We start from the raw sequence: 18,747 nt of genomic DNA, 5'->3' as shown, positions 1-18,747 counted from the left end.
ATGGCATCACCGCGGTGCTACTGGCAGACCGATTCGCCTGCATCGCTGGCAAGCCAGCTCCCACAAGGATCGGCACAGCCACAGATTTTCAGTAACCCATTGGCTAGGCCAGTGGTTCAAAGAACCGAATTTGTTAGCACAGGGGATCTCCCATGCAGCACGAAACACATACCCACGGCATCAACATGTCTGCCCTGGGCCGCGACAAGCAGAGCCTGAATCTCGAACAGGAAACCGTGGCCATCGAAGTGCCGGGTCTGAGCCTGTTCTACGGCGAGAAACAAGCGCTGTACGACGTCAGCATGAACATACCGAAACAGCGCGTGACCGCCTTCATCGGCCCGTCCGGCTGCGGCAAGTCCACGCTGCTGCGTACCTTCAACCGTATGAACGACCTGGTGGACGGCTGCCGCGTCGAAGGTGCGATCAACCTGTACGGCAACAACATCTACCGCAAGGGCGAAGACGTGGCCGAGCTGCGTCGCCGGGTCGGCATGGTGTTCCAGAAGCCTAACCCGTTCCCGAAGACCATCTACGAAAACGTGGTCTACGGCTTGCGCATCCAGGGCATCAACAAAAAGCGCATCCTCGACGAAGCCGTCGAGTGGGCACTGAAAGGCGCGGCCCTGTGGGACGAAGTGAAAGACCGTCTGCATGACTCGGCCCTCGGCCTGTCCGGTGGTCAGCAACAGCGTCTGGTGATCGCCCGTACTATCGCCGTGGAGCCGGAAGTGCTGCTGCTAGACGAACCGTGCTCGGCCCTCGACCCGATCTCGACCCTGAAAGTCGAAGAGCTGATCTACGAGCTCAAATCCAAGTTCACCATCGTCATCGTGACCCACAACATGCAGCAGGCGGCGCGGGTGTCCGACTACACGGCGTTCATGTACATGGGCAAACTGGTGGAATTCGGCGACACCGATACCCTGTTCACCAATCCGGCCAAGAAGCAGACCGAAGACTACATCACCGGTCGTTACGGCTGACAGACACAGGTTGTCGCTCACTGAATTGATGCTGCGGCCCGCCGCACCTTACCGGACGCTCCAAGGACGCCAACATGATTAGTAAAGAAGGCCTTACCCATCACATTTCCGCGCAGTTCAACGCCGAACTGGAAGAAGTGCGCAGCCACCTGCTGGCCATGGGCGGGCTGGTCGAGAAGCAGGTCAACGACGCGGTCACCGCGCTGATCGAGGCCGACTCGGGCCTGGCCCAGCAGGTGCGCGAGATCGACGACCAGATCAACCAGATGGAACGCAACATCGACGAAGAATGCCTGCGCATTCTGGCCCGTCGTCAGCCGGCGGCTTCCGATCTGCGTCTGATCATCAGCATCTCCAAGTCGGTGATCGACCTGGAGCGCATCGGCGACGAAGCGACCAAGATCGCCCGTCGTGCAATCCAGCTGTGCGAAGAAGGCGAAGCGCCGCGTGGTTACGTCGAGGTGCGCCATATCGGCGACCAGGTGCGCAACATGGTGCGTGATGCGCTGGACGCCTTTGCCCGTTTCGACGCCGATCTGGCGCTGTCGGTGGCGCAGTACGACAAGATCATCGACCGCGAATACAAGACCGCCCTGCGCGAGCTGGCGACCTACATGATGGAAGACCCACGCTCTATCTCGCGGGTCTTGAGCATTATCTGGGTCCTGCGTTCGCTGGAGCGGATCGGCGACCACGCGCGCAACATCTCCGAGCTGGTGATTTACCTGGTGCGCGGCACTGACGTGCGCCACATGGGCCTCAAGCGCATGAAGGAAGAAGTTGAAGGGACAAGTGGCGAAACCGCTAATGTTCCGGGCGATGCTGACGATAAGTAAGATTGCCTGAGAAAAGCGCCCGGCCCTTTGGCCGGGCGTTTTTGTTTCTGCTTTTCATAGGCAGAACCGAATTAAAAAGCAGCACCCGCGAACGAAAAGTCCCGGCGTGACTGAAGAGTTTTGGCAATGTGCCATCAGCCAGCGTTATGCTTGCCGGGATTTTAATAGGGGTGTTGGATGAGCAAGATCAGTGTGTTGGTCGTGGACGATGCATCGTTCATTCGTGACCTGGTGAAAAAGTGCCTGCGTAATTACTTCCCGGGGATCCGCACCGAGGACGCCGTCAACGGTAAAAAAGCCCAGGCCATGCTGGCCAAGGAAGCTTTCGACCTGGTGCTGTGCGACTGGGAAATGCCGGAAATGTCCGGCCTCGAACTGCTGACCTGGTGCCGTGAGCAGGACAATCTCAAGACCATGCCGTTCGTCATGGTTACCAGCCGTGGCGACAAGGAAAACGTGGTTCAGGCGATTCAGGCCGGCGTTTCCGGCTACGTCAGCAAGCCGTTCACCAACGAGCAACTGCTGACCAAGGTCAAGCAGGCCCTGAACAAGGTCGGCAAGCTCGACACCCTGATGAACAGCGCGCCGACCAAGATGAACTCGGCGTTCGGCAACGACTCCCTGAGCGCGTTGACCGGTGGCAAAGCTGCCGTCGTCGGTTCCGCACCGGCTGCTGCGGCCAACCCGTTTGCCAAGCCTGCCGCTGCGGCCCCGGCACCTGCCGCCGCGCCACAGCGTGGCCTGCTCAACAGCCCGCCCGTGAAAGCCCCGGCAGCTTCCAGCGCTCCGGCCGGTGGTCGCGGTCAGGGCCAACTGCGCCTGCCAAGCGGCACCCAGCAATGCGTGATCAAGGCCCTGAGCATCAAGGAAGCGCTGTTGGTGGTGAAACGCACCGACACCCTGCCGCAGATCCTCGACAGCGCCGTGCTGGACCTCGAGCAGGGCGACAACGCCGAAATCGCCCGCCTCAACGGCTACCTGCACGCCGTCGTCGCCCACGAGCCGAAACCCGACAGCGACTGGCTGCAACTGACCTTCCGCTTCGTCGACCAGGACGCGCAGAAACTCGACTACATCTCCCGCCTGATCGCTCGCGGCACGGCGCAGAAGCACTTCGTTCCGGGCGCGTGATCTTCTTCGCCTGACAGTCCGCCTTCGCGGGCAAGCCCGCTCCCACAGGGATCACACCGAACCTGTGGGAGCGGGCTTGCCCGCGAAGGAGCCACCAAAAGCACCACCCATCTCCCGCGCTGGCAAATTTGAAACATCTGTCGACTAGCCTGGTCTGCTTCAGCTGCTAGGCTCATTCCCAGGCCTTACTCGACAGAACTTTTGCCCATGCCCCTGCGCCTGCTGTTTTTCTGTGGTCTGTTCATGGCCTCCACCTCGACTGTGGCCATGACGATCTACAAATCCACCGATGCCAACGGAGTGGTTTCGTACAGCGACCGTCCGAGCAAAGGCTCCCAGGTGTTCGTGTTTCAGGACCGGATGGTCGAGCGCCTGGAGCGCCAGGTGTATCTGGACATCAAGAAGCAGAAGGGCGCGGACGTGGTGTTCGTGCGCAATGACCTGTACGCGCCGGTCGAGGTCGCGCTGGCGTTTACCGGGATGAGCAATGTGCGTGGTGCGCCAGCGCAAACGATCCGTCGGGTGCTGCCGGCGCGCAGCAATACGCGGCTGGCGCTGCTGACGGCGGTGTCCGGTGGCAAGCCGCTGGTGTACACGCCGATGTTCCAGTATTCCCTCGGTGACCCCGCTGGCGCGGCTCAGGGCTATCGCTATCCGTTTCCGTGGCGGGGCGGGCCGTTCCGCCTCAGCCAGGGCGCCAATGGCGACTACAGCCACTTCGGGCCGAAGAACAAGTACGCGATGGACATCGCCATGCCGGTCGGCACACCGATCATCGCGGCGCGCGCTGGCGTGGTGGTGAAGACCGAGAATTCCCAGAACGGGCGCGGCACCGATCCGTCCGGCAATTTCGTGCGGATACTGCACGACGACGGCACGATGGGCGTGTACCTGCATCTCAAGCAAGGGTCGGTGAGTGTCCGGGAGGGGCAGCGCGTGACGGTGGGCAGCCCGCTGGCGCTGTCCGGCAACACCGGCAACAGCAGCGGCCCGCACTTGCACTTTGTGGTGCAGCGCAATACCGGGATGGGGCTGGTGTCGATTCCGTATCAGTTCAACCAGCCGCTGGGGGCGTTGCCCAACTTTGCGTTGGGCAAGCAGTGATGGGGTGTCTGATCTGACGCCTTCGCGAGCAAGCTCGCTCCCACAGGTCTTGCATCGTACTAGTGGGAGCGAGCTTGCTCGCGAAGGGATCGACTGGGTCTTTGATCAGCCAATCAATCCAGCATCAGCACCTTGGCCAGAATGATCTTCGGACCTTTCATCTTCTTGATGATGATCCGCAGGCCTTCGACTTCCAGCACTTCTTCCTCTTCCGGCACCCGTTTCAGGGTTTCGTAGATCAGCCCGGCGAGGGTTTCGGCTTCGATGTGATCCAGGTCGATCCCCAGCAGGCGCTCGACCTTGAACAGCGGCGTATCGCCCCGCACCAGCAACTTGCCCGGCTGATAGGCAAGGATGCCGCGTTCGGCCTTGCGGTGTTCGTCCTGGATGTCGCCGACCAGCACTTCCAGCACGTCTTCCATGGTCAGGTAGCCGATGATGTTGCCGTCGGCTTCTTCAACCACAGCGAAGTGCGAGCCGCCCTTGCGGAACTGCTCCAGCAACTGCGACAGCGGCATGTGCCGCGACACGCGCTCCAGCGGGCGGGTCAGTTCGGCAAGGTTGAACGACTCGGGGATGTGATCCAGCGCCGCCAGTTCAAGCAGCAAGTCCTTGATGTGCAGCAGGCCGACGAATTCCTTGCGCTCGCTGTCGTACACCGGATAACGGCTGAATTTGTGGCGACGGAACATCGCCAGGATCTCTTTCAGCGGGGCGTTGAATTCAAGGGTGATCAGGTCTTCCCGGGAGTTGGCCCAGTCGACCACTTCCAGCTCGCCCATTTCCACTGCCGAGGCCAGCACGCGCATGCCCTGGTCGCTCGGGTCCTGGCCACGGCTGGAGTGCAGGATCAGTTTCAGTTCTTCGCGGCTGTAATGGTGCTCGTGATGCGGACCGGGTTCACCTTGACCCGCGATGCGCAGGATGGTGTTGGCGCTGGCGTTGAGCAGATAGATCGCCGGGTACATGGCCCAGTAGAACAGGTACAGCGGCACCGCCGTCCACAGCGACAGCAATTCGGGTTTGCGGATCGCCCAGGATTTGGGTGCGAGTTCGCCAACCACGATGTGCAGGTAGGAAATGATGAAGAACGCGGTGAAGAACGAAATACCTTTGACGACTTCGGCCGATTGCACGCCGACCGCGCTCAGCAGCGGTTCGAGAATGTGCGCGAACGCCGGCTCGCCGACCCAGCCGAGGCCCAGGGAGGCGAGGGTGATACCGAGCTGGCACGCCGAGAGATAAGCATCGAGCTGACTGTGCACCGTGCGCAGGATGTGCCCACGCCAGCCGTGCTGCTCCGCGATGGCTTCGACCCGGGTCGAGCGCAGTTTGACCATGGCGAATTCCGCCGCAACGAAGAAGCCGTTGAGCAAAACCAGGATCAGAGCGAAAAGAATCATGCCGAAATCGGCGAATATTGTTGCGAGGGACAAGCCAGGGGAAGGGTCCATGATGGAGTTTTGCGGGTTCCGTGTGATTCGAAAGAAAGAAAAATCCGCACCTGAAAGGCAGGCGCAAGTCAGCCAATGTAGCGGCTGACCTGGCGATTGCCTAGTCCGGCATTACTCAGCGGCGCTGATGACCCGTGCCTGAGCGACCTGGGCCGGGGCGAAATGGCAGGTAAACGTGCTGCCGTGACCGGGCACGCTGCTGATCTCCATCCGGGCGCGGTGGCGCAGCAGCACGTGTTTGACGATGGCCAGGCCCAGGCCCGTGCCGCCGGTATTGGAGTTGCGGCTGGAGTCGACGCGGTAGAAGCGTTCGGTCAGGCGCGGCAGGTGTTTGCTGTCGATGCCGATCCCGGAATCCTGCACGCTGAGGTGCGCGCCTTGATCGTCGCCCCACCAGCGGATGCGGATATTGCCTTCGGCCGGGGTGTACTTGACGGCGTTGAACACCAGGTTGGAAAACGCACTGCGCAGTTCCGCCTCGCTGCCCTTGAGCAGAATGCTGGTGTCGGCTTCCAGAGTGATGCGCTGATTCTTCGAACCGGACAACTGCTGCGCATCGCTCTTGATCGACTGCAGCAGGGTGTCGATGTGCACCGGCTGGTTGTCCGACGGATAATCGGTGGCTTCCAGTTTGGCCAGCAGCAGCAAATCGTTGAGCAGGGTCTGCATGCGCCCGCCCTGTTGCTGCATCTGCTGCAGGGCACGGCTCCAGCGCGGGTTCACTTCCTCGACGTTGTCGAGCAGGGTTTCCAGGTAGCCACAGATCACCGTCAGCGGGGTGCGCAGCTCATGGGAGACGTTGGCGATGAAGTCTTTGCGCATCTGTTCCAGCTGATGGATGCGCGTGACGTCGCGCACCAGCATCAAGTGTTCGTTGTTGCCGTAGCGCGTGAGGTACAACTGGATGCGCACGCGGTCGTTGGTCGGCGACGGGATTTCCAGCGGTTCGGCGTAGCTTTCCTGCTCGAAGTATTCCTTGAAGCGCGGATGGCGAACCAGATTGGTCACCGGTTGGCCGCTGTCCTGCGGGGTTTTCAGGCCAAGCAGGGTTTCGGCGGCGCGGTTCCACCACTCCAGGTTGCCGTCGCTGTCGAGCATGATCACCGCGTCTTTCAGCGCGGCGGTGGACTCCTGAACGCGGTCGATCACCGCTTGCAGGCGCCCGCGTACCCGTTGGTCGCGGCGTTGCAGGTGGTAGATGCTGTCGAACACCTCGCCCCACAGGCCGTAGCCATCGGGCGGTGCTTCATCGGGTTGGTGCAGGCGCAGCCATTCGTGCAGGCGCAGCAGTTGCTTGAGCGTCCAGGCCAGGTACAGGCCCAGGCCCGCCGCCAGACTCCAGCCGTAGTAGCCGGTGATCAGGCCGATCACCAGGCAGCCGGTGACCAGCAACAGCATGTGGCGAATCAGGGTGCCATGCCAGTTTTGGTTCACGGAAAATGCGGTCCTTGTCTACGGTGAGGGCGCTCGGCTCAGGCCTTGGTGGAGAACCGGTAGCCGGTGCCGCGCACGGTTTGTACCAGATTTTCGTAGGCGTCGCCGAGCGCCTTGCGCAGGCGCCGGATGTGCACGTCGACGGTGCGCTCTTCAACATAGACGTTGCCGCCCCAGACCTGGTCCAGCAACTGGCCACGGGTGTAGGCGCGTTCCTGGTGGGTCATGAAGAATTGCAGCAGACGGTATTCGGTCGGGCCCATCTCGGCAGGACGGCCGTCGATGGTCACGCGGTGGCTGATCGGGTCGAGCAGCAGGCCGCCGACTTCGATTGGCGCTTCGCCATCGGTCGGGCCGGCGCGACGCAGCACGGCCTTGAGGCGTGCCACCAGTTCGCGTGGGGAAAACGGTTTGGTGATGTAGTCGTCGGCGCCGACTTCCAGACCCTGGATCTTGTTGTCCTCTTCACCCTTGGCGGTGAGCATGATGATCGGGATGTCCCCGGTCAGTTCGTCACGCTTGAGGCGGCGGGCCAACTCGATGCCGGAAGTGCCGGGCAGCATCCAGTCGAGCAGGATCAGGTCCGGCTTGCGGTCGACGATGATGGCGTGCGCCTGCTGCGAGTTCTCTGCCTCGAGGCAGTCATAGCCGGCCATTTCCAACGCAACGGCGATCATTTCGCGAATGGGCGCTTCGTCGTCGACGATCAGAATGCTCCTGCCAACCATGCCTTAATCCTCTTGTCATTTAACTGTCTTGCGCCGCATTAGATAACGGAATTATTGCAGTCGTGTGACAGTATTTTAGTCCGGCGGCGATTGTGCAAATCCTGAACTAAGCTCTAAGTCCGAATCCTGACAACCACAAGAGAAGGTTTCCATGACTCAAATGACTGCTTCCTTTAAGGCTTTGCTGATGGCTGCCGCCCTGACTCTGCCCGGACTGGCGATGGCGGCCGAACCGGCCATGATGAAAGACGGCATGATGGTCGATCACAAAGGCATGACCGTTTATACGTTCGACAAGGACGCTGGCGGCAAGTCGATGTGCAACGGCGATTGCGCCAAGAACTGGCCGCCGCTGATGGCACCGGCAGGCGCCAAGGCCGAAGGCAAATGGACGGTGATCAAGCGCGATGACGGCATGATGCAGTACGCCTACGACGGCAAGCCGCTGTATACGTTCATGAAGGACGAGAAGCCTGGAGAAATGAAGGGCGATGGCATGAAGGACGTGTGGCACGTGGTGCACGAGCACAAATAAACGCAAATCCCTTGTGGGAGCGAGCTTGCTCGCGAAGGCGTCTTTTCAGTCAGCCTATGTGGCAACTGACCCAACGCTTTCGCGAGCAAGCTCGCTCCCACAGGTTCTATGGATCAGCGCAACGCGTAATCCAGCACGATCCCGACAAAAATCGCCAGTCCGGCCCAGTGGTTGTGCAGAAACGCCTTGAAGCAGCGCATCCGGTCGCGGTCGCGGGTGTACCAGAACTCCCAGGCGTAGCACCCGGCGGCCACCAGCAGGCCGAGGTGGAACCACATCCCCAGCTCGAATTTCGACCCCGCCAGCACCAGACAGCCCAGCGACAGTACCTGCAAGGTCAGGATGATCACCCGGTCCGCTTCACCGAACAGGATTGCCGTGGATTTCACGCCGATCTTCAGGTCATCGTCGCGGTCGGTCATTGCGTAATAAGTGTCGTAGCCCACCGTCCACAGCAGGTTGGCGATCCACAGCAGCCAGGCGGTCGCCGGCAGCTCTCCGGTTTCGGCGGTGAACGCCATCGGCATCCCCCAGGAGAACGCCGCGCCCAGCACCACCTGCGGGTAATAGGTGTAGCGCTTCATGAACGGATAGGTGAACGCCAGCGCCAGACCGCCCAGCGACAGCCAGATCGTCGCGGCGTTGGTGCACAGCACCAGCAGGAAACTCACGCCCATCAACAGGGCGAAGAACACCAGTGCTTCTTTCGAGCTGATCTTGCCGGCAGCAATAGGTCGCTGCGCGGTGCGTTTGACGTGGCCGTCGACCTTGCGGTCGGCCCAGTCGTTGATCACGCAGCCGCCGGCACGGGTCAGCACCACGCCGAGGACGAAAATCACGATATTGGCCAGCGATGGCGAGCCTTTGCCGGCAATCCAGAGGGCCCAGAGCGTCGGCCACAGCAGCAGGTAAATGCCGATCGGCTTGTCCATCCGGGTCAGCTGGATGAAGTCCCAGGCGCGCGGGTTCAAGCGATTCAGGGATTTGAGCAGGCTTTGGTACATCAGCAGTTCTCCGGACGGGCGCGGACGGCCTCCCACAGCGTAGGCAGGAAAATCTCCGCCACCAGTACGCTCAATGCACCACGGTCGAAACGCGAACGGCGCCCCCACAGTCCGGTGGCCCGGGAACCCTCGGGCAGCCAGTGTTCCGGGTAATGGCAGACTTCGATGGCGCGCCGCTGGAAGGCGTGATCGCAGAACAGCAGTTCGCCCAGCGAGCGGCTGCCCAGTTCATCCATGTGCAAGCCGTCGCCCTGCAAGGCACTGCGCGACGCCACGCTGCGGGCGAACACCCAGGCCTCGCCATGCCCGCGCAGATACACCTCGCGTACCCAGCCTTCGCTGCCTTCGGCCAGGTCCAGCGCGGCGCATTCGTCGTCGCGCAGGGTTTGCCAGCCTTCGAACAGCGGCGTCACGCTGAAGCCGTCATCGGACAGGTGCGTCAGCCGGCGGGTCAGGGAGCCTTCGTCGAACAGCCAGTCGAGCGTGGATGTGTCGGGGAGGGGTGTCAGTTCGCTTTGCGGGCGCCACAGCGGAGCGTTTGTGTGTTGCACAATGAGTCATTATTGGCAGCAAATGAGGCGGCGAGCTTACCATGGCGAGCCGCGTGTTTGATTGATCCGGGTCGCCGCTGCGCCGAACAGGCTTGCATCTGCCCGGCCCGATCAGTACAAAACGCCCTGAGCCGGACGGCAGCGCTGCGCCATCGACCGTCCGCGCCGGCTAAAGCCTGAACCCTGAGGAAGTACCTGAATGAAAAAGTGGCAATGTGTGGTCTGCGGCCTGATTTACAACGAAGCCGACGGCTGGCCGGATGACGGCATTGCGCCGGGCACCCTGTGGCAGGACGTGCCGGAAGACTGGCTGTGCCCGGACTGCGGCGTCGGCAAGATGGACTTCGAAATGATCGAAATCAACTGAGAAAACACTGAGGAGTAGGGCATGAGCGCACCTGTCGTAATCATTGGCACCGGGCTTGCGGGTTACAACCTGGCCCGCGAGTTTCGCAAACTCGATGGCGAAACCCCGCTGCTGCTGATTACCGCCGATGACGGTCGTTCCTACTCCAAGCCGATGCTGTCTACCGGCTTTGGCAAGAACAAGGACGCCGACGGCCTGAGCATGGCCGAACCGGGTGCGATGGCCGAGCAGTTGAAGGCCGAGATCCGCACCCATACCCGCATCAGCGGCATCGATCCGGGCCACAAGCGACTGTGGATCGGCGAGGAAGCGGTGAACTATCGCGACCTGATCCTCGCTTGGGGCGCCGAAACCGTGCGCGTGCCGATCGAAGGCGATGGCGCGGATCTGGTGTTCCCGATCAATGATCTCGAAGACTACGCGCGTTTCCGCGCCGCAGCGGCCGGCAAGCGTCGAGTATTGCTGCTAGGTGCCGGCCTGATCGGCTGCGAGTTTGCCAACGATCTGATTCTCGGCGGCTACCAGGTGCAACTGGTTGCACCGTGCGAACAGGTAATGCCGACCCTGCTGCACCCCGCTGCGGCGGCTGCGGTGCAGGCCGGGCTGGAGAGCCTTGGTGCGCGTTTCCACCTCGGCCCGGTGCTGACCCGCCTGCAAAAAGTCGCGGATGGGCTGGAAGCACACCTGTCCGACGGCCAGGTTGTCCCATGCGATGTGGTGGTTTCGGCCATCGGCCTGCGCCCGCGGATCGATCTGGCGGCGGCTGCCGGCATCCAGACCAATCGCGGCGTGGTGGTCGACCGTCATCTGCAAACCTCTCACGCCAACATTTACGCCCTGGGTGACTGCGCCGAGGTCGACGGGCTGAATCTTCTGTACGTCATGCCCCTCATGAGTTGTGCGCGAGCGCTGGCACAGACCCTGGCCGGCAACCCGACCGTGGTGAACTACGGACCGATGCCGATCACCGTGAAAACCCCGGTCTGCCCGTTGGTGGTTTCCCCGCCGCCACGGGGCCGCGAGGGTGTCTGGACGGTCGAAGGGCAGGGCGCCGACGTCAAGGTGCTGTGCCACGACGCCGAAGGGCAATTGCTCGGTTACGCCCTGACCGGCGCGGCGGTGATCGAAAAACTCGCGCTGAACAAACAGCTTCCGGCCTTGCTGGCGTAAATACCGGTCGTTCTGTCGGAATCACCCCGCTTTTGCCCCCACAAAGGTCGCGGGGAGACTGGCGCCGCCCTTAACCGCGTGCCATCCTCACTCCCGTCTGCCGCAGAGTAGAGCCTGCGGCGCCTTGGGCGCTGTTCCAACGAGAACAGCACGGACATAACAACAAAAAACCGTCAAAGGGGCTTCACTAATGCGTAAACCAGAACTCGCCGCTGCAATCGCTGAAAAAGCGGATCTGACCAAAGAGCAGGCCAACCGCGTTCTCAACGCCGTTCTCGAAGAAATCACCGGCGCCCTGCACCGCAAGGACAGCGTCACGCTGGTGGGCTTCGGCACCTTCCTGCAACGCCACCGCGGTGCCCGCACCGGCAAAAACCCGCAAACCGGTGAACCGGTGAAGATCAAGGCCAGCAACACCGTTGCGTTCAAGCCAGGCAAATCGTTGAAAGACAGCGTCAATCCATAATCGCGGCGAACCCCCGGTCAGCCGGGCGCGCTGCATGAAAAATGGGCATGCCGATTGCGGTCGGATGCCCATTTTTTGTGCCCGATGATTTCGTCCGGGTCAGGCCGAGAAGAAGTACCGGGTCAGGTGAAAGAAGATCGGCGCGGCGAAGCAGATCGAATCCATCCGGTCGAGCATCCCGCCGTGGCCCTTGATCATCGTGCCCCAGTCCTTTGCGCTCAGGCTGCGTTTGATCGCCGACATGACCAGGCCGCCGAGGAAACCCATCACCACAATGACCAGCGACATCAGCAACGACTGCCAGAAGCTGAACGGTGTCATCCAGAACATGCAGCCACCGATCAGCGTTGCAGACAGCCCGCCGCCAACCAGCCCTTCCACGGTTTTCGACGGGCTCACCAGCGGCGCGACCTTGCGTTTGCCGAAGAGCTTGCCGAACACGTACTGCAACACGTCGCTCATCTGCACCACGAACACCAGGTAGAACAGCAGCAGGGCGTTTTGACCCTGGAAACCCTTCAGATCGAGCAACAACAGCGCCGGTGCGTGGCTGATGCAGTAGATACAGATCATCACGCCCCACTGAATCTTCGCCGTGCGCTCCAGAAAGCCTTCGGTGTCCTGGCTCAGCACGGCAATCGCCGGCAGCAGCAGGAACGCATACACCGGCACCAACAGCGTGAACATCGAATACCAATGGGTGCCGATCAGCAGGTATTGCAGCGGGATCAGAATGAAAAACGCCGAAAACAGCGCGTTATGGTCACCGCGCGCGGTGGGCGTCAGAGTGATGAACTCGCGCAACGCAAACAGCGAAATGAAACCGAACAGCACCACCGTCGCATTGGGGCCCAGCAGCCAGGAGACGAAGAAAATAATGACCATTCCCCACCACGCGTTCACGCGCTGGTTGAGGTTTTCGATGGTCGCGATCGAGCTTTCGCTCTTTGCGCGTCTGGCCAGTACGCCGCCAATCAGCGAAGCCACAGCCAGCAGAGCGGCGATGGCCGCGAAGAACCACAGGAACTTGGTTTCCAGACTCATTTCGACAACCTCACGATGGCGTCACGCGCCCGCTCCAGAAACGCCTGTTTCTCCTCACCAGCAATTCTCTGCAGCGGATCACCGATTCGGATTGTGCAGATGATCGGTAGCGGAACATGTTTGCCTTTTGGCATCGAGCGATGCAGGTTTTCCAGGTAGATCGGCACCAGGTCGACGTCGGGGAAGGTCTCGGCCAGGCGGAAGATTCCGGACTTGAACTCCCCCGGCAGTGCCTGGGTGGAGCGGGTGCCTTCGGGGAAAATGACGATCGAATGACCGGCTCGCACCACGTCGAAGATCGGCTCCAGCACATTGGTGCCCGGTGCCGGATTGCGCTCGATCAGCACCGCGTTCAGGCCTTTCTGCGAGATGTACGACAGAAAGCGGTTCTTGCCCCAGTAGTCGGCGGCTGCCACTGGTTTTACGTTCAAACGCGCTTCCGGCGGCAGTGCGGCGATGATCGCCAGCGTGTCCATGTGGCTGGTGTGGTTGGCGTAGTAGATGCGCTGGCGCGTGAGGTCCGGCGGGCTTTCCCAGCGGGCGGTCACGCCGATCAAGAAACGCAGCACCGAAATCAGCGCATTACTGATCCACATGAGCATTCCCCTTCAGTTGTCTGGCAATGGCCAGGGTGCGCGTTACGCAGGTGGCGACGGAGCCAAGGGCAATGATCGCCAGCGCGATCAGCAAAGCGTAGTGGGTCGCGTAGTAAATGGTTTCGAACACGTTCAACAGCAGCGCCACGGTCATCACCGCCATCCGGTGCTGCTTGGCCATCGGCCCCATGAAACTCTGGGTGAGCCCTAGAGCGCCGCCGAACACCCGGACATACGCCGTCAGCGCAGCGGCCAGTGCGGCAAACCAGCCGAGGTCGGACTGGCCGATGGCAAAACCGAGCCCGACGATCAGCAGGCTGTCGGCAACCCGGTCCGGAAACTCGTTGTACAGACTGCCAACGGCCGATTGCTTGCCGCCTTCGATTGCCACCATCCCGTCGAACAGATTGCACAGCAACCGCAACTGAATGCCGACGATGCAGCAGATCGAACCGGCCACGCCGTTGTCGATGTTCAGCGTCACCGCGCCGAACAGCGCGAAGAGCATGCTGATGACGGAGATCTGGTTGGGGGAGATGTCCCGCTTGACCAGTTCATCCGTGAAGTGTCTCGCCCAGCCCGCGGAGCGGGTCTTGATGGGCCGTCTGTTTTCATCCATTTGCCAATGTCCGTATCAGTGGTAAGCCGTCAATTGATGACTGAGGCTGGCCATATAAAGGCACGTTCGCAGCATGAAATAATTTGATGTAAGAACAGTCCACGACATTTGTCAGAACAATCCACATCAAAAGTGTGTGCTTAAGCAGGGCGAGGGCTTGATGGATTGACGGCGACTTGCGTGAAGTCCTGCAATTGTGCGGGTAAAGAAGTCTTATGAAGTATGCAAAGTGTGCGATGCCATCAAATTGATGGCACTTTTATTGTTGCCTGTTGTCCTCCGGGATTTGTTTAAAGATGCACGTCCGTTTTCGGAAGATTCCTACTTTATTTTCTTTGTAGTGTTGTCATGCTTTCGTTCGTGTTTTGGAACGTGCGTTCAAGGAGGTGTTGGCGGGTTTCAGCCAGCCGCTCTGGGACGCAGGTTACGCCGGGGTTTGAAAGGCTTGGTTGATATAAGCCGATATCAGGGAAACCCCTGACACATATAGGGCGATCTCCTACAGCGCCCAATGAACAGTTCGTCTTGTTGTTTAATCAGATGCTTGCTAGTGGCCATCATAGTGATTACGATGCGCCCACTTGAAAGAGCACACACTCAATTGGATGAGTCTTCTCACTGCTCTTCGATACTGTCCCGCGCCGCTGCAACTCCAATAGGCGCACGACCGTAATCCAAACAAAGGCCATGGATGTCCTACTCAAGCAAACTTTCCGCCCATTACCTCGAACTCGCTAAAGTCTCTGTTTCCAAAGAGAATTTTGCGGGCGAGGACGTTCGTTTCTCGAGCGAATTCGAGGCCCTGGAAAGCGAGCTGGCCAAAGCCTCTTCGATGCACGAAAGCGGGCAGATCGACTGGCTGAAAATTCGCGAAAACAGCGAAAATCTCCTGCGTACCCAATCCAAGGATTTGCGTGTCGGCGCCTGGCTGACGTGGTCGCTGTACCAGCGTGAATCCTTCCCCGGCCTGCTGGCCGGCCTCGGTTTGCTGCACCACTTGTCGGAAAACAACTGGGCCGAGGTACACCCGCTCAAACCCCGCACCCGTGCCGCCGCCATCGGCTGGCTGGTTCCGCGTCTGGAGCAGGTGATCACCGAGAACATCGCGATCAAGGAACAGCTGCCGATGTTCCGGCAGTTGTCCGAGCACCTGTCCGGTCTCGACGCGGCCTGCACCGAGCACCTGGGCGATGACGCGCCGCTGCTGCTGCCGCTTTCCCGCCGCCTGAAAACCATGATCCAGCGCGCCGCCGACAACCAGCCGGCACCTGGCGTGGTGGGCGCGGCGGTGGCGCAGGTCAAGCAGGCCGCCAGCCAGTTGCTGGCGCCCGGTGCACCGATCGACAACGAGAAAGAAGCCCACAAGGCACTGCGCGCGCAGCAGGAAAGCGCCCGTCCGTTATGCGCCTGGTGGCTCAAGCAGAAAGCCACCGACCTGCGCGCGCTGCGCCTCAACCGCACCTTGCTGTGGATGACGATCGACGCGGTGCCCGAGCGCAACGCCGAGCAGATCACCGTGCTGCGCGGGTTGCCGGTCGACAAGCTCAAGCAGTATCAGGACCGTTTCGATCAGGGCAAATACGCCGACCTGCTTGTGGAACTGGAGGCGAGCCTGGCGAAGGCGCCGTTCTGGTTCGATGGCCAGAGGATGGTCTGGGAATGTCTCCAGAACCTCAACGCCGAGCTGGCCATGCGCGAAGTGGAAATCCACTTCGCGCTTTTGATTCAACGCCTGCCCGGCATCGTCGAGCTGCGTTTCCATGACGGCGCGCCGTTCGCCGATCCGTCCACCCGGGCGTGGATCGCCGGCAACGTCATGCCGCACCTGCAAAGCGCCAGCGCGCCACGCAAGGTCGAAAACGAGAACGTCGAAACCCAGCCGGCCTGGGAAAAGGCCCTGGAAGAAGTCCAGCCGATCCTGCGCAAGGAAGGCCTCAAGCCTGCCGTGCAGATCCTCAAGCAGGGTCTGCAATCGGCGCACGGCGGGCGCGAACGCTTCTTCTGGCAGTTCGCCCTCGCGCGACTGTGCTTTCTGGCCAAGAAATACGAACTCGCCAAGAACCAGCTCGAAACCCTCGATCAGACATTACAGGACTCAGGCCTGCACGCCTGGGAGCCCGATCTTGCATTGGAAGTGCTGCACCTGCTGCACAGTTGCTGCGAGTTGTTACCGCAGAACCATGCCGTACGTGAACGCAAGGAAGAGATTTATCGCAGGCTGTGCCACCTCGACCTCGAAGTGGTACTCGAATAGGCCCCAGGGCCACAACCGCAAGGAGAAAAGCCATGGCCAAAGAAGGCTCGGTAGCCCCCAAGGAACGCATCAACGTCACCTTCAAACCCGCCACCGGCGGTGCTCAGGAAGAGATTGAACTGCCGCTGAAGCTGCTGGCAATCGGTGACTACACCCACCGCAAGGACGATCGCAAGATCGAGGATCGCAAGCCGATCAGCATCGACAAGATGACCTTCGACGAAGTGCTGGCCAAGCAAGAGCTGCAGCTGACACTGAGCGTACCGAACCGTCTGCAGGAAGATGGCGAAGCTGACGAACTGGCCGTGCAACTGCGCGTCAATTCGATGAAGGACTTCAACCCGGCCAGCCTGGTCGAGCAAGTGCCTGAGCTGAAAAAGCTGATGGAACTGCGCGACGCGCTGGTGGCCCTCAAAGGCCCGCTGGGTAACGCTCCTGCGTTCCGTAAAGCCATCGAAGGCGTGCTCGCCGACGATGAATCCCGCGGTCGCGTACTCGGTGAGCTGGGCCTGAACGCCGCAGCCCCGGACGCCTGAGACTCCAGCAGCCAAGGAAGCCAACACAATGAGCACTAGCGCAGCACAACAGAACGCCGCAGAAAACGGCGAGTACAGCATCCTCGACAGCATCATCGCCGAAACCCGCCTGACGCCGGACGACGAAGCCTACGACATCGCCAAGCGCGGTGTGTCGGCGTTCATCGAAGAGCTGCTCAAGCCGCAGAACAACGGTGAGCCGGTCAAAAAAGCCATGGTTGACCGCATGATCGCCGAGATCGATGCCAAGCTCAGCCGTCAGATGGACGAAATCCTGCACCACCCGGACTTCCAGTCTCTGGAATCGTCGTGGCGTGGCCTGCAACTGCTGGTCGACCGCACCAACTTCCGCGAAAACATCAAGATCGAAATCCTCAACGTCTCCAAGGACGACCTGCTGGACGACTTCGAAGATTCGCCGGAAGTGATGCAGTCGGGCCTGTACAAGCACATCTACACCGCTGAATACGGCCAGTTCGGTGGTCAGCCGGTTGGCGCGATCATCGCCAACTACTACCTGTCCCCAAGCTCGCCGGACGTGAAACTGATGCAGTACGTGGCCAGCGTATCCTGCATGTCCCACGCGCCGTTCATCGCCGCTGCCGGCCCGAAATTCTTCGGCCTGGAAAGCTTCACCGGTCTGCCGGACCTGAAGGATCTGAAAGATCACTTCGAAGGCCCGCAATTCACCAAATGGCAGAGCTTCCGTACCTCGGAAGACTCCCGCTACGTTGGCCTGACCGTTCCGCGTTTCCTGCTGCGTAACCCGTACGATCCGGAAGAGAACCCGGTCAAATCGTTCGTGTACAAGGAAAACGTTGCCAACAGCCACGAGCACTACCTGTGGGGCAACACCGCTTACGCGTTCGGTACCAAACTGACCGACAGCTTCGCCAAGTTCCGCTGGTGCCCGAACATCATCGGCCCGCAGAGCGGCGGCGCGGTTGAAGACCTGCCTCTGCACCACTTCGAAAGCATGGGCGAAATCGAAACCAAGATTCCTACCGAGGTTCTGGTTTCCGACCGTCGTGAATACGAACTGGCCGAGGAAGGCTTCATCTCCCTGACCATGCGTAAAGGCTCCGACAACGCGGCGTTCTTCTCCGCAAGCTCGGTGCAGAAGCCGAAGTTCTTCGGCATCAGCGCAGAAGGCAAGGCTGCAGAGCTGAACTACAAGCTCGGCACCCAACTGCCGTACATGATGATCGTCAACCGCCTGGCTCACTACCTGAAAGTGCTGCAGCGCGAGCAACTCGGTTCTTGGAAAGAGCGTACCGACCTCGAGCTGGAACTGAACAAGTGGATCCGCCAGTACGTGGCCGACCAGGAAAACCCGAGCGCCGAAGTACGTGGCCGTCGTCCGCTGCGCGCTGCGCAAGTGATCGTCAGCGACGTTGAAGGCGAGCCGGGCTGGTACCGCGTCAGCCTGAACGTGCGCCCGCACTTCAAGTACATGGGTGCCGATTTCACCCTGTCGCTGGTTGGCAAGCTGGACAAAGAGTAAGAGCGACTCATGGACGGATACGGCAGCCTTTTCGAACGCCTCAACGGCGACGCGGAACTACGCAAGGGCAGGAGCCTCGAGGCTTCTGCCATGGCGTCGGTGGCTGCCCATCTGGCCAAAATGCTCAGCACCCGGGCCGGCAGCGTGCAAACGCTGTCCGACTACGGGTTGCCCGATCTCAATGACATGCGCCTGAGCCTGCACGACTCCCTGAGTCAGGCCCGCCTGGCCATCGAAAGCTTCATCGAAGCCTACGAGCCGCGTCTGAGCAACGTGCGTGTCATTTCCCTGCCGCGTGACCACGACCAGCTTCGCCTGGCCTTCAGCATCGAAGGCCTGCTGGAAGTCGAGGGTTTCAAGCGTCAGGTCAGTTTCGCCGCGCGCCTGGATGGCAGCGGTCAAGTCAAGGTCACCTAAGGAGAACCCCG

General features: G+C 60.8%; 20 protein-coding genes. 12 read left to right on the top strand and 8 right to left on the bottom strand.

Features of this window, described 5'->3' with window-relative positions:
• Positions 1–152 precede the first annotated feature (152 nt).
• The 4 genes from pstB (at position 153) to IHQ43_RS28890 (ending at position 4,057) form a co-directional block, all read left to right on the top strand.
• Entirely contained in the window at positions 153–986 is an 834-nt protein-coding gene (pstB, locus tag IHQ43_RS28905; RefSeq protein ID WP_065258233.1) for a phosphate ABC transporter ATP-binding protein PstB, read from the top strand.
• A 74-nt stretch (positions 987–1,060) separates the two neighbouring features.
• Entirely contained in the window at positions 1,061–1,822 is a 762-nt protein-coding gene (gene phoU / locus IHQ43_RS28900) for a phosphate signaling complex protein PhoU (protein WP_007954334.1), read from the top strand.
• A 177-nt stretch (positions 1,823–1,999) separates the two neighbouring features.
• Entirely contained in the window at positions 2,000–2,953 is a 954-nt protein-coding gene (locus IHQ43_RS28895) for a response regulator (protein ID WP_192562880.1), read from the top strand.
• A 207-nt stretch (positions 2,954–3,160) separates the two neighbouring features.
• Positions 3,161–4,057, top strand: a complete 897-nt coding sequence (locus IHQ43_RS28890) for a peptidoglycan DD-metalloendopeptidase family protein (protein ID WP_085747943.1) — start codon at positions 3,161–3,163, stop codon at positions 4,055–4,057.
• 113 nt (positions 4,058–4,170) lie between these two features.
• Here the strand turns inward: IHQ43_RS28890 and IHQ43_RS28885 are convergent, their stop codons facing one another.
• From IHQ43_RS28885 to phoB, 3 genes are all read right to left on the bottom strand, one after another.
• Positions 4,171–5,511, bottom strand: a complete 1,341-nt coding sequence (locus IHQ43_RS28885; protein WP_007954342.1) for a hemolysin family protein — start codon at positions 5,509–5,511, stop codon at positions 4,171–4,173.
• A gap of 111 nt (positions 5,512–5,622) precedes the next feature.
• On the bottom strand, positions 5,623–6,909 hold the full coding sequence (gene phoR / locus IHQ43_RS28880) for a phosphate regulon sensor histidine kinase PhoR (RefSeq protein ID WP_218887987.1): 1,287 nt from the start codon (positions 6,907–6,909) through the stop codon (positions 5,623–5,625).
• 74 nt (positions 6,910–6,983) lie between these two features.
• A complete protein-coding gene (gene phoB / locus IHQ43_RS28875) occupies positions 6,984–7,673 on the bottom strand; it encodes a phosphate regulon transcriptional regulator PhoB (protein WP_003229608.1) in 690 nt (229 codons plus the stop codon).
• A gap of 151 nt (positions 7,674–7,824) precedes the next feature.
• Between phoB and IHQ43_RS28870 the strand changes: the two genes are divergently transcribed.
• Positions 7,825–8,208, top strand: a complete 384-nt coding sequence (locus tag IHQ43_RS28870) for a COG4315 family predicted lipoprotein (RefSeq protein WP_179693236.1) — start codon at positions 7,825–7,827, stop codon at positions 8,206–8,208.
• Between the two features lie 113 nt (positions 8,209–8,321).
• On the opposite strand, the gene ubiA is transcribed toward IHQ43_RS28870, so the two are convergent.
• Entirely contained in the window at positions 8,322–9,212 is an 891-nt protein-coding gene (ubiA, locus tag IHQ43_RS28865; protein ID WP_192562879.1) for a 4-hydroxybenzoate octaprenyltransferase, read from the bottom strand.
• The gene (locus IHQ43_RS28860) at positions 9,212–9,763 is read right to left on the bottom strand and encodes a chorismate lyase (RefSeq protein ID WP_192562878.1); all 552 of its coding nucleotides are present in this window, start codon (positions 9,761–9,763) and stop codon (positions 9,212–9,214) included. Before IHQ43_RS28860 ends, ubiA begins: the two co-directional genes overlap by 1 nt.
• 199 nt (positions 9,764–9,962) lie before the next feature.
• Between IHQ43_RS28860 and IHQ43_RS28855 the strand changes: the two genes are divergently transcribed.
• The 3 genes from IHQ43_RS28855 to IHQ43_RS28845 all read left to right on the top strand — a co-directional run bounded on the left by IHQ43_RS28855 (position 9,963) and on the right by IHQ43_RS28845 (position 11,766).
• Positions 9,963–10,130, top strand: a complete 168-nt coding sequence (locus IHQ43_RS28855) for a rubredoxin (RefSeq protein WP_007954349.1) — start codon at positions 9,963–9,965, stop codon at positions 10,128–10,130.
• A gap of 21 nt (positions 10,131–10,151) precedes the next feature.
• Complete coding sequence (locus IHQ43_RS28850) at positions 10,152–11,300, top strand: NAD(P)/FAD-dependent oxidoreductase (protein ID WP_192562877.1); 1,149 nt, start codon at positions 10,152–10,154, stop codon at positions 11,298–11,300.
• A 190-nt stretch (positions 11,301–11,490) separates the two neighbouring features.
• A complete protein-coding gene (locus tag IHQ43_RS28845) occupies positions 11,491–11,766 on the top strand; it encodes an HU family DNA-binding protein (RefSeq protein ID WP_003213368.1) in 276 nt (91 codons plus the stop codon).
• Positions 11,767–11,865: 99 nt separating this feature from the next.
• On the opposite strand, the gene IHQ43_RS28840 is transcribed toward IHQ43_RS28845, so the two are convergent.
• Genes IHQ43_RS28840 through IHQ43_RS28830 form a run of 3 tightly spaced genes read right to left on the bottom strand, consistent with a single transcriptional unit; the run spans position 11,866 to position 14,025 of the window.
• Positions 11,866–12,810 carry a phosphatidate cytidylyltransferase gene (locus IHQ43_RS28840; RefSeq protein ID WP_127800677.1) on the bottom strand — a complete coding sequence of 315 codons (945 nt, stop codon included), beginning with the start codon at positions 12,808–12,810 and terminating at the stop codon, positions 11,866–11,868.
• The gene (locus IHQ43_RS28835; protein ID WP_192562876.1) at positions 12,807–13,406 is read right to left on the bottom strand and encodes a lysophospholipid acyltransferase family protein; all 600 of its coding nucleotides are present in this window, start codon (positions 13,404–13,406) and stop codon (positions 12,807–12,809) included. The genes IHQ43_RS28840 and IHQ43_RS28835 overlap by 4 nt, the downstream gene beginning before the upstream one ends.
• On the bottom strand, positions 13,393–14,025 hold the full coding sequence (locus IHQ43_RS28830; protein WP_192562875.1) for a CDP-alcohol phosphatidyltransferase family protein: 633 nt from the start codon (positions 14,023–14,025) through the stop codon (positions 13,393–13,395). The genes IHQ43_RS28835 and IHQ43_RS28830 overlap by 14 nt, the downstream gene beginning before the upstream one ends.
• 691 nt (positions 14,026–14,716) lie before the next feature.
• Between IHQ43_RS28830 and tssA the strand changes: the two genes are divergently transcribed.
• Genes tssA through tssE form a run of 4 tightly spaced genes read left to right on the top strand, consistent with a single transcriptional unit; the run spans position 14,717 to position 18,736 of the window.
• Complete coding sequence (tssA, locus tag IHQ43_RS28825; protein ID WP_192562874.1) at positions 14,717–16,279, top strand: type VI secretion system protein TssA; 1,563 nt, start codon at positions 14,717–14,719, stop codon at positions 16,277–16,279.
• Between the two features lie 32 nt (positions 16,280–16,311).
• Positions 16,312–16,815 (top strand): type VI secretion system contractile sheath small subunit, encoded by a 504-nt coding sequence (gene tssB / locus IHQ43_RS28820; protein WP_096817191.1) that lies wholly within the window; start codon positions 16,312–16,314, stop codon positions 16,813–16,815.
• A 28-nt stretch (positions 16,816–16,843) separates the two neighbouring features.
• Positions 16,844–18,319, top strand: coding sequence for a type VI secretion system contractile sheath large subunit (tssC, locus tag IHQ43_RS28815; RefSeq protein WP_096817193.1), 1,476 nt, complete (start codon positions 16,844–16,846; stop codon positions 18,317–18,319).
• A 9-nt stretch (positions 18,320–18,328) separates the two neighbouring features.
• Positions 18,329–18,736 (top strand): type VI secretion system baseplate subunit TssE, encoded by a 408-nt coding sequence (gene tssE / locus IHQ43_RS28810; RefSeq protein ID WP_085708830.1) that lies wholly within the window; start codon positions 18,329–18,331, stop codon positions 18,734–18,736.
• Positions 18,737–18,747 lie beyond the last annotated feature (11 nt).

Source organism: Pseudomonas gozinkensis (assembly GCF_014863585.1).
Lineage (GTDB): Bacteria > Pseudomonadota > Gammaproteobacteria > Pseudomonadales > Pseudomonadaceae > Aquipseudomonas > Aquipseudomonas gozinkensis.
The sequence above is the reverse complement of the archived record's forward strand: the minus strand, read 5'-3'. Positions and strand labels throughout refer to the sequence as shown.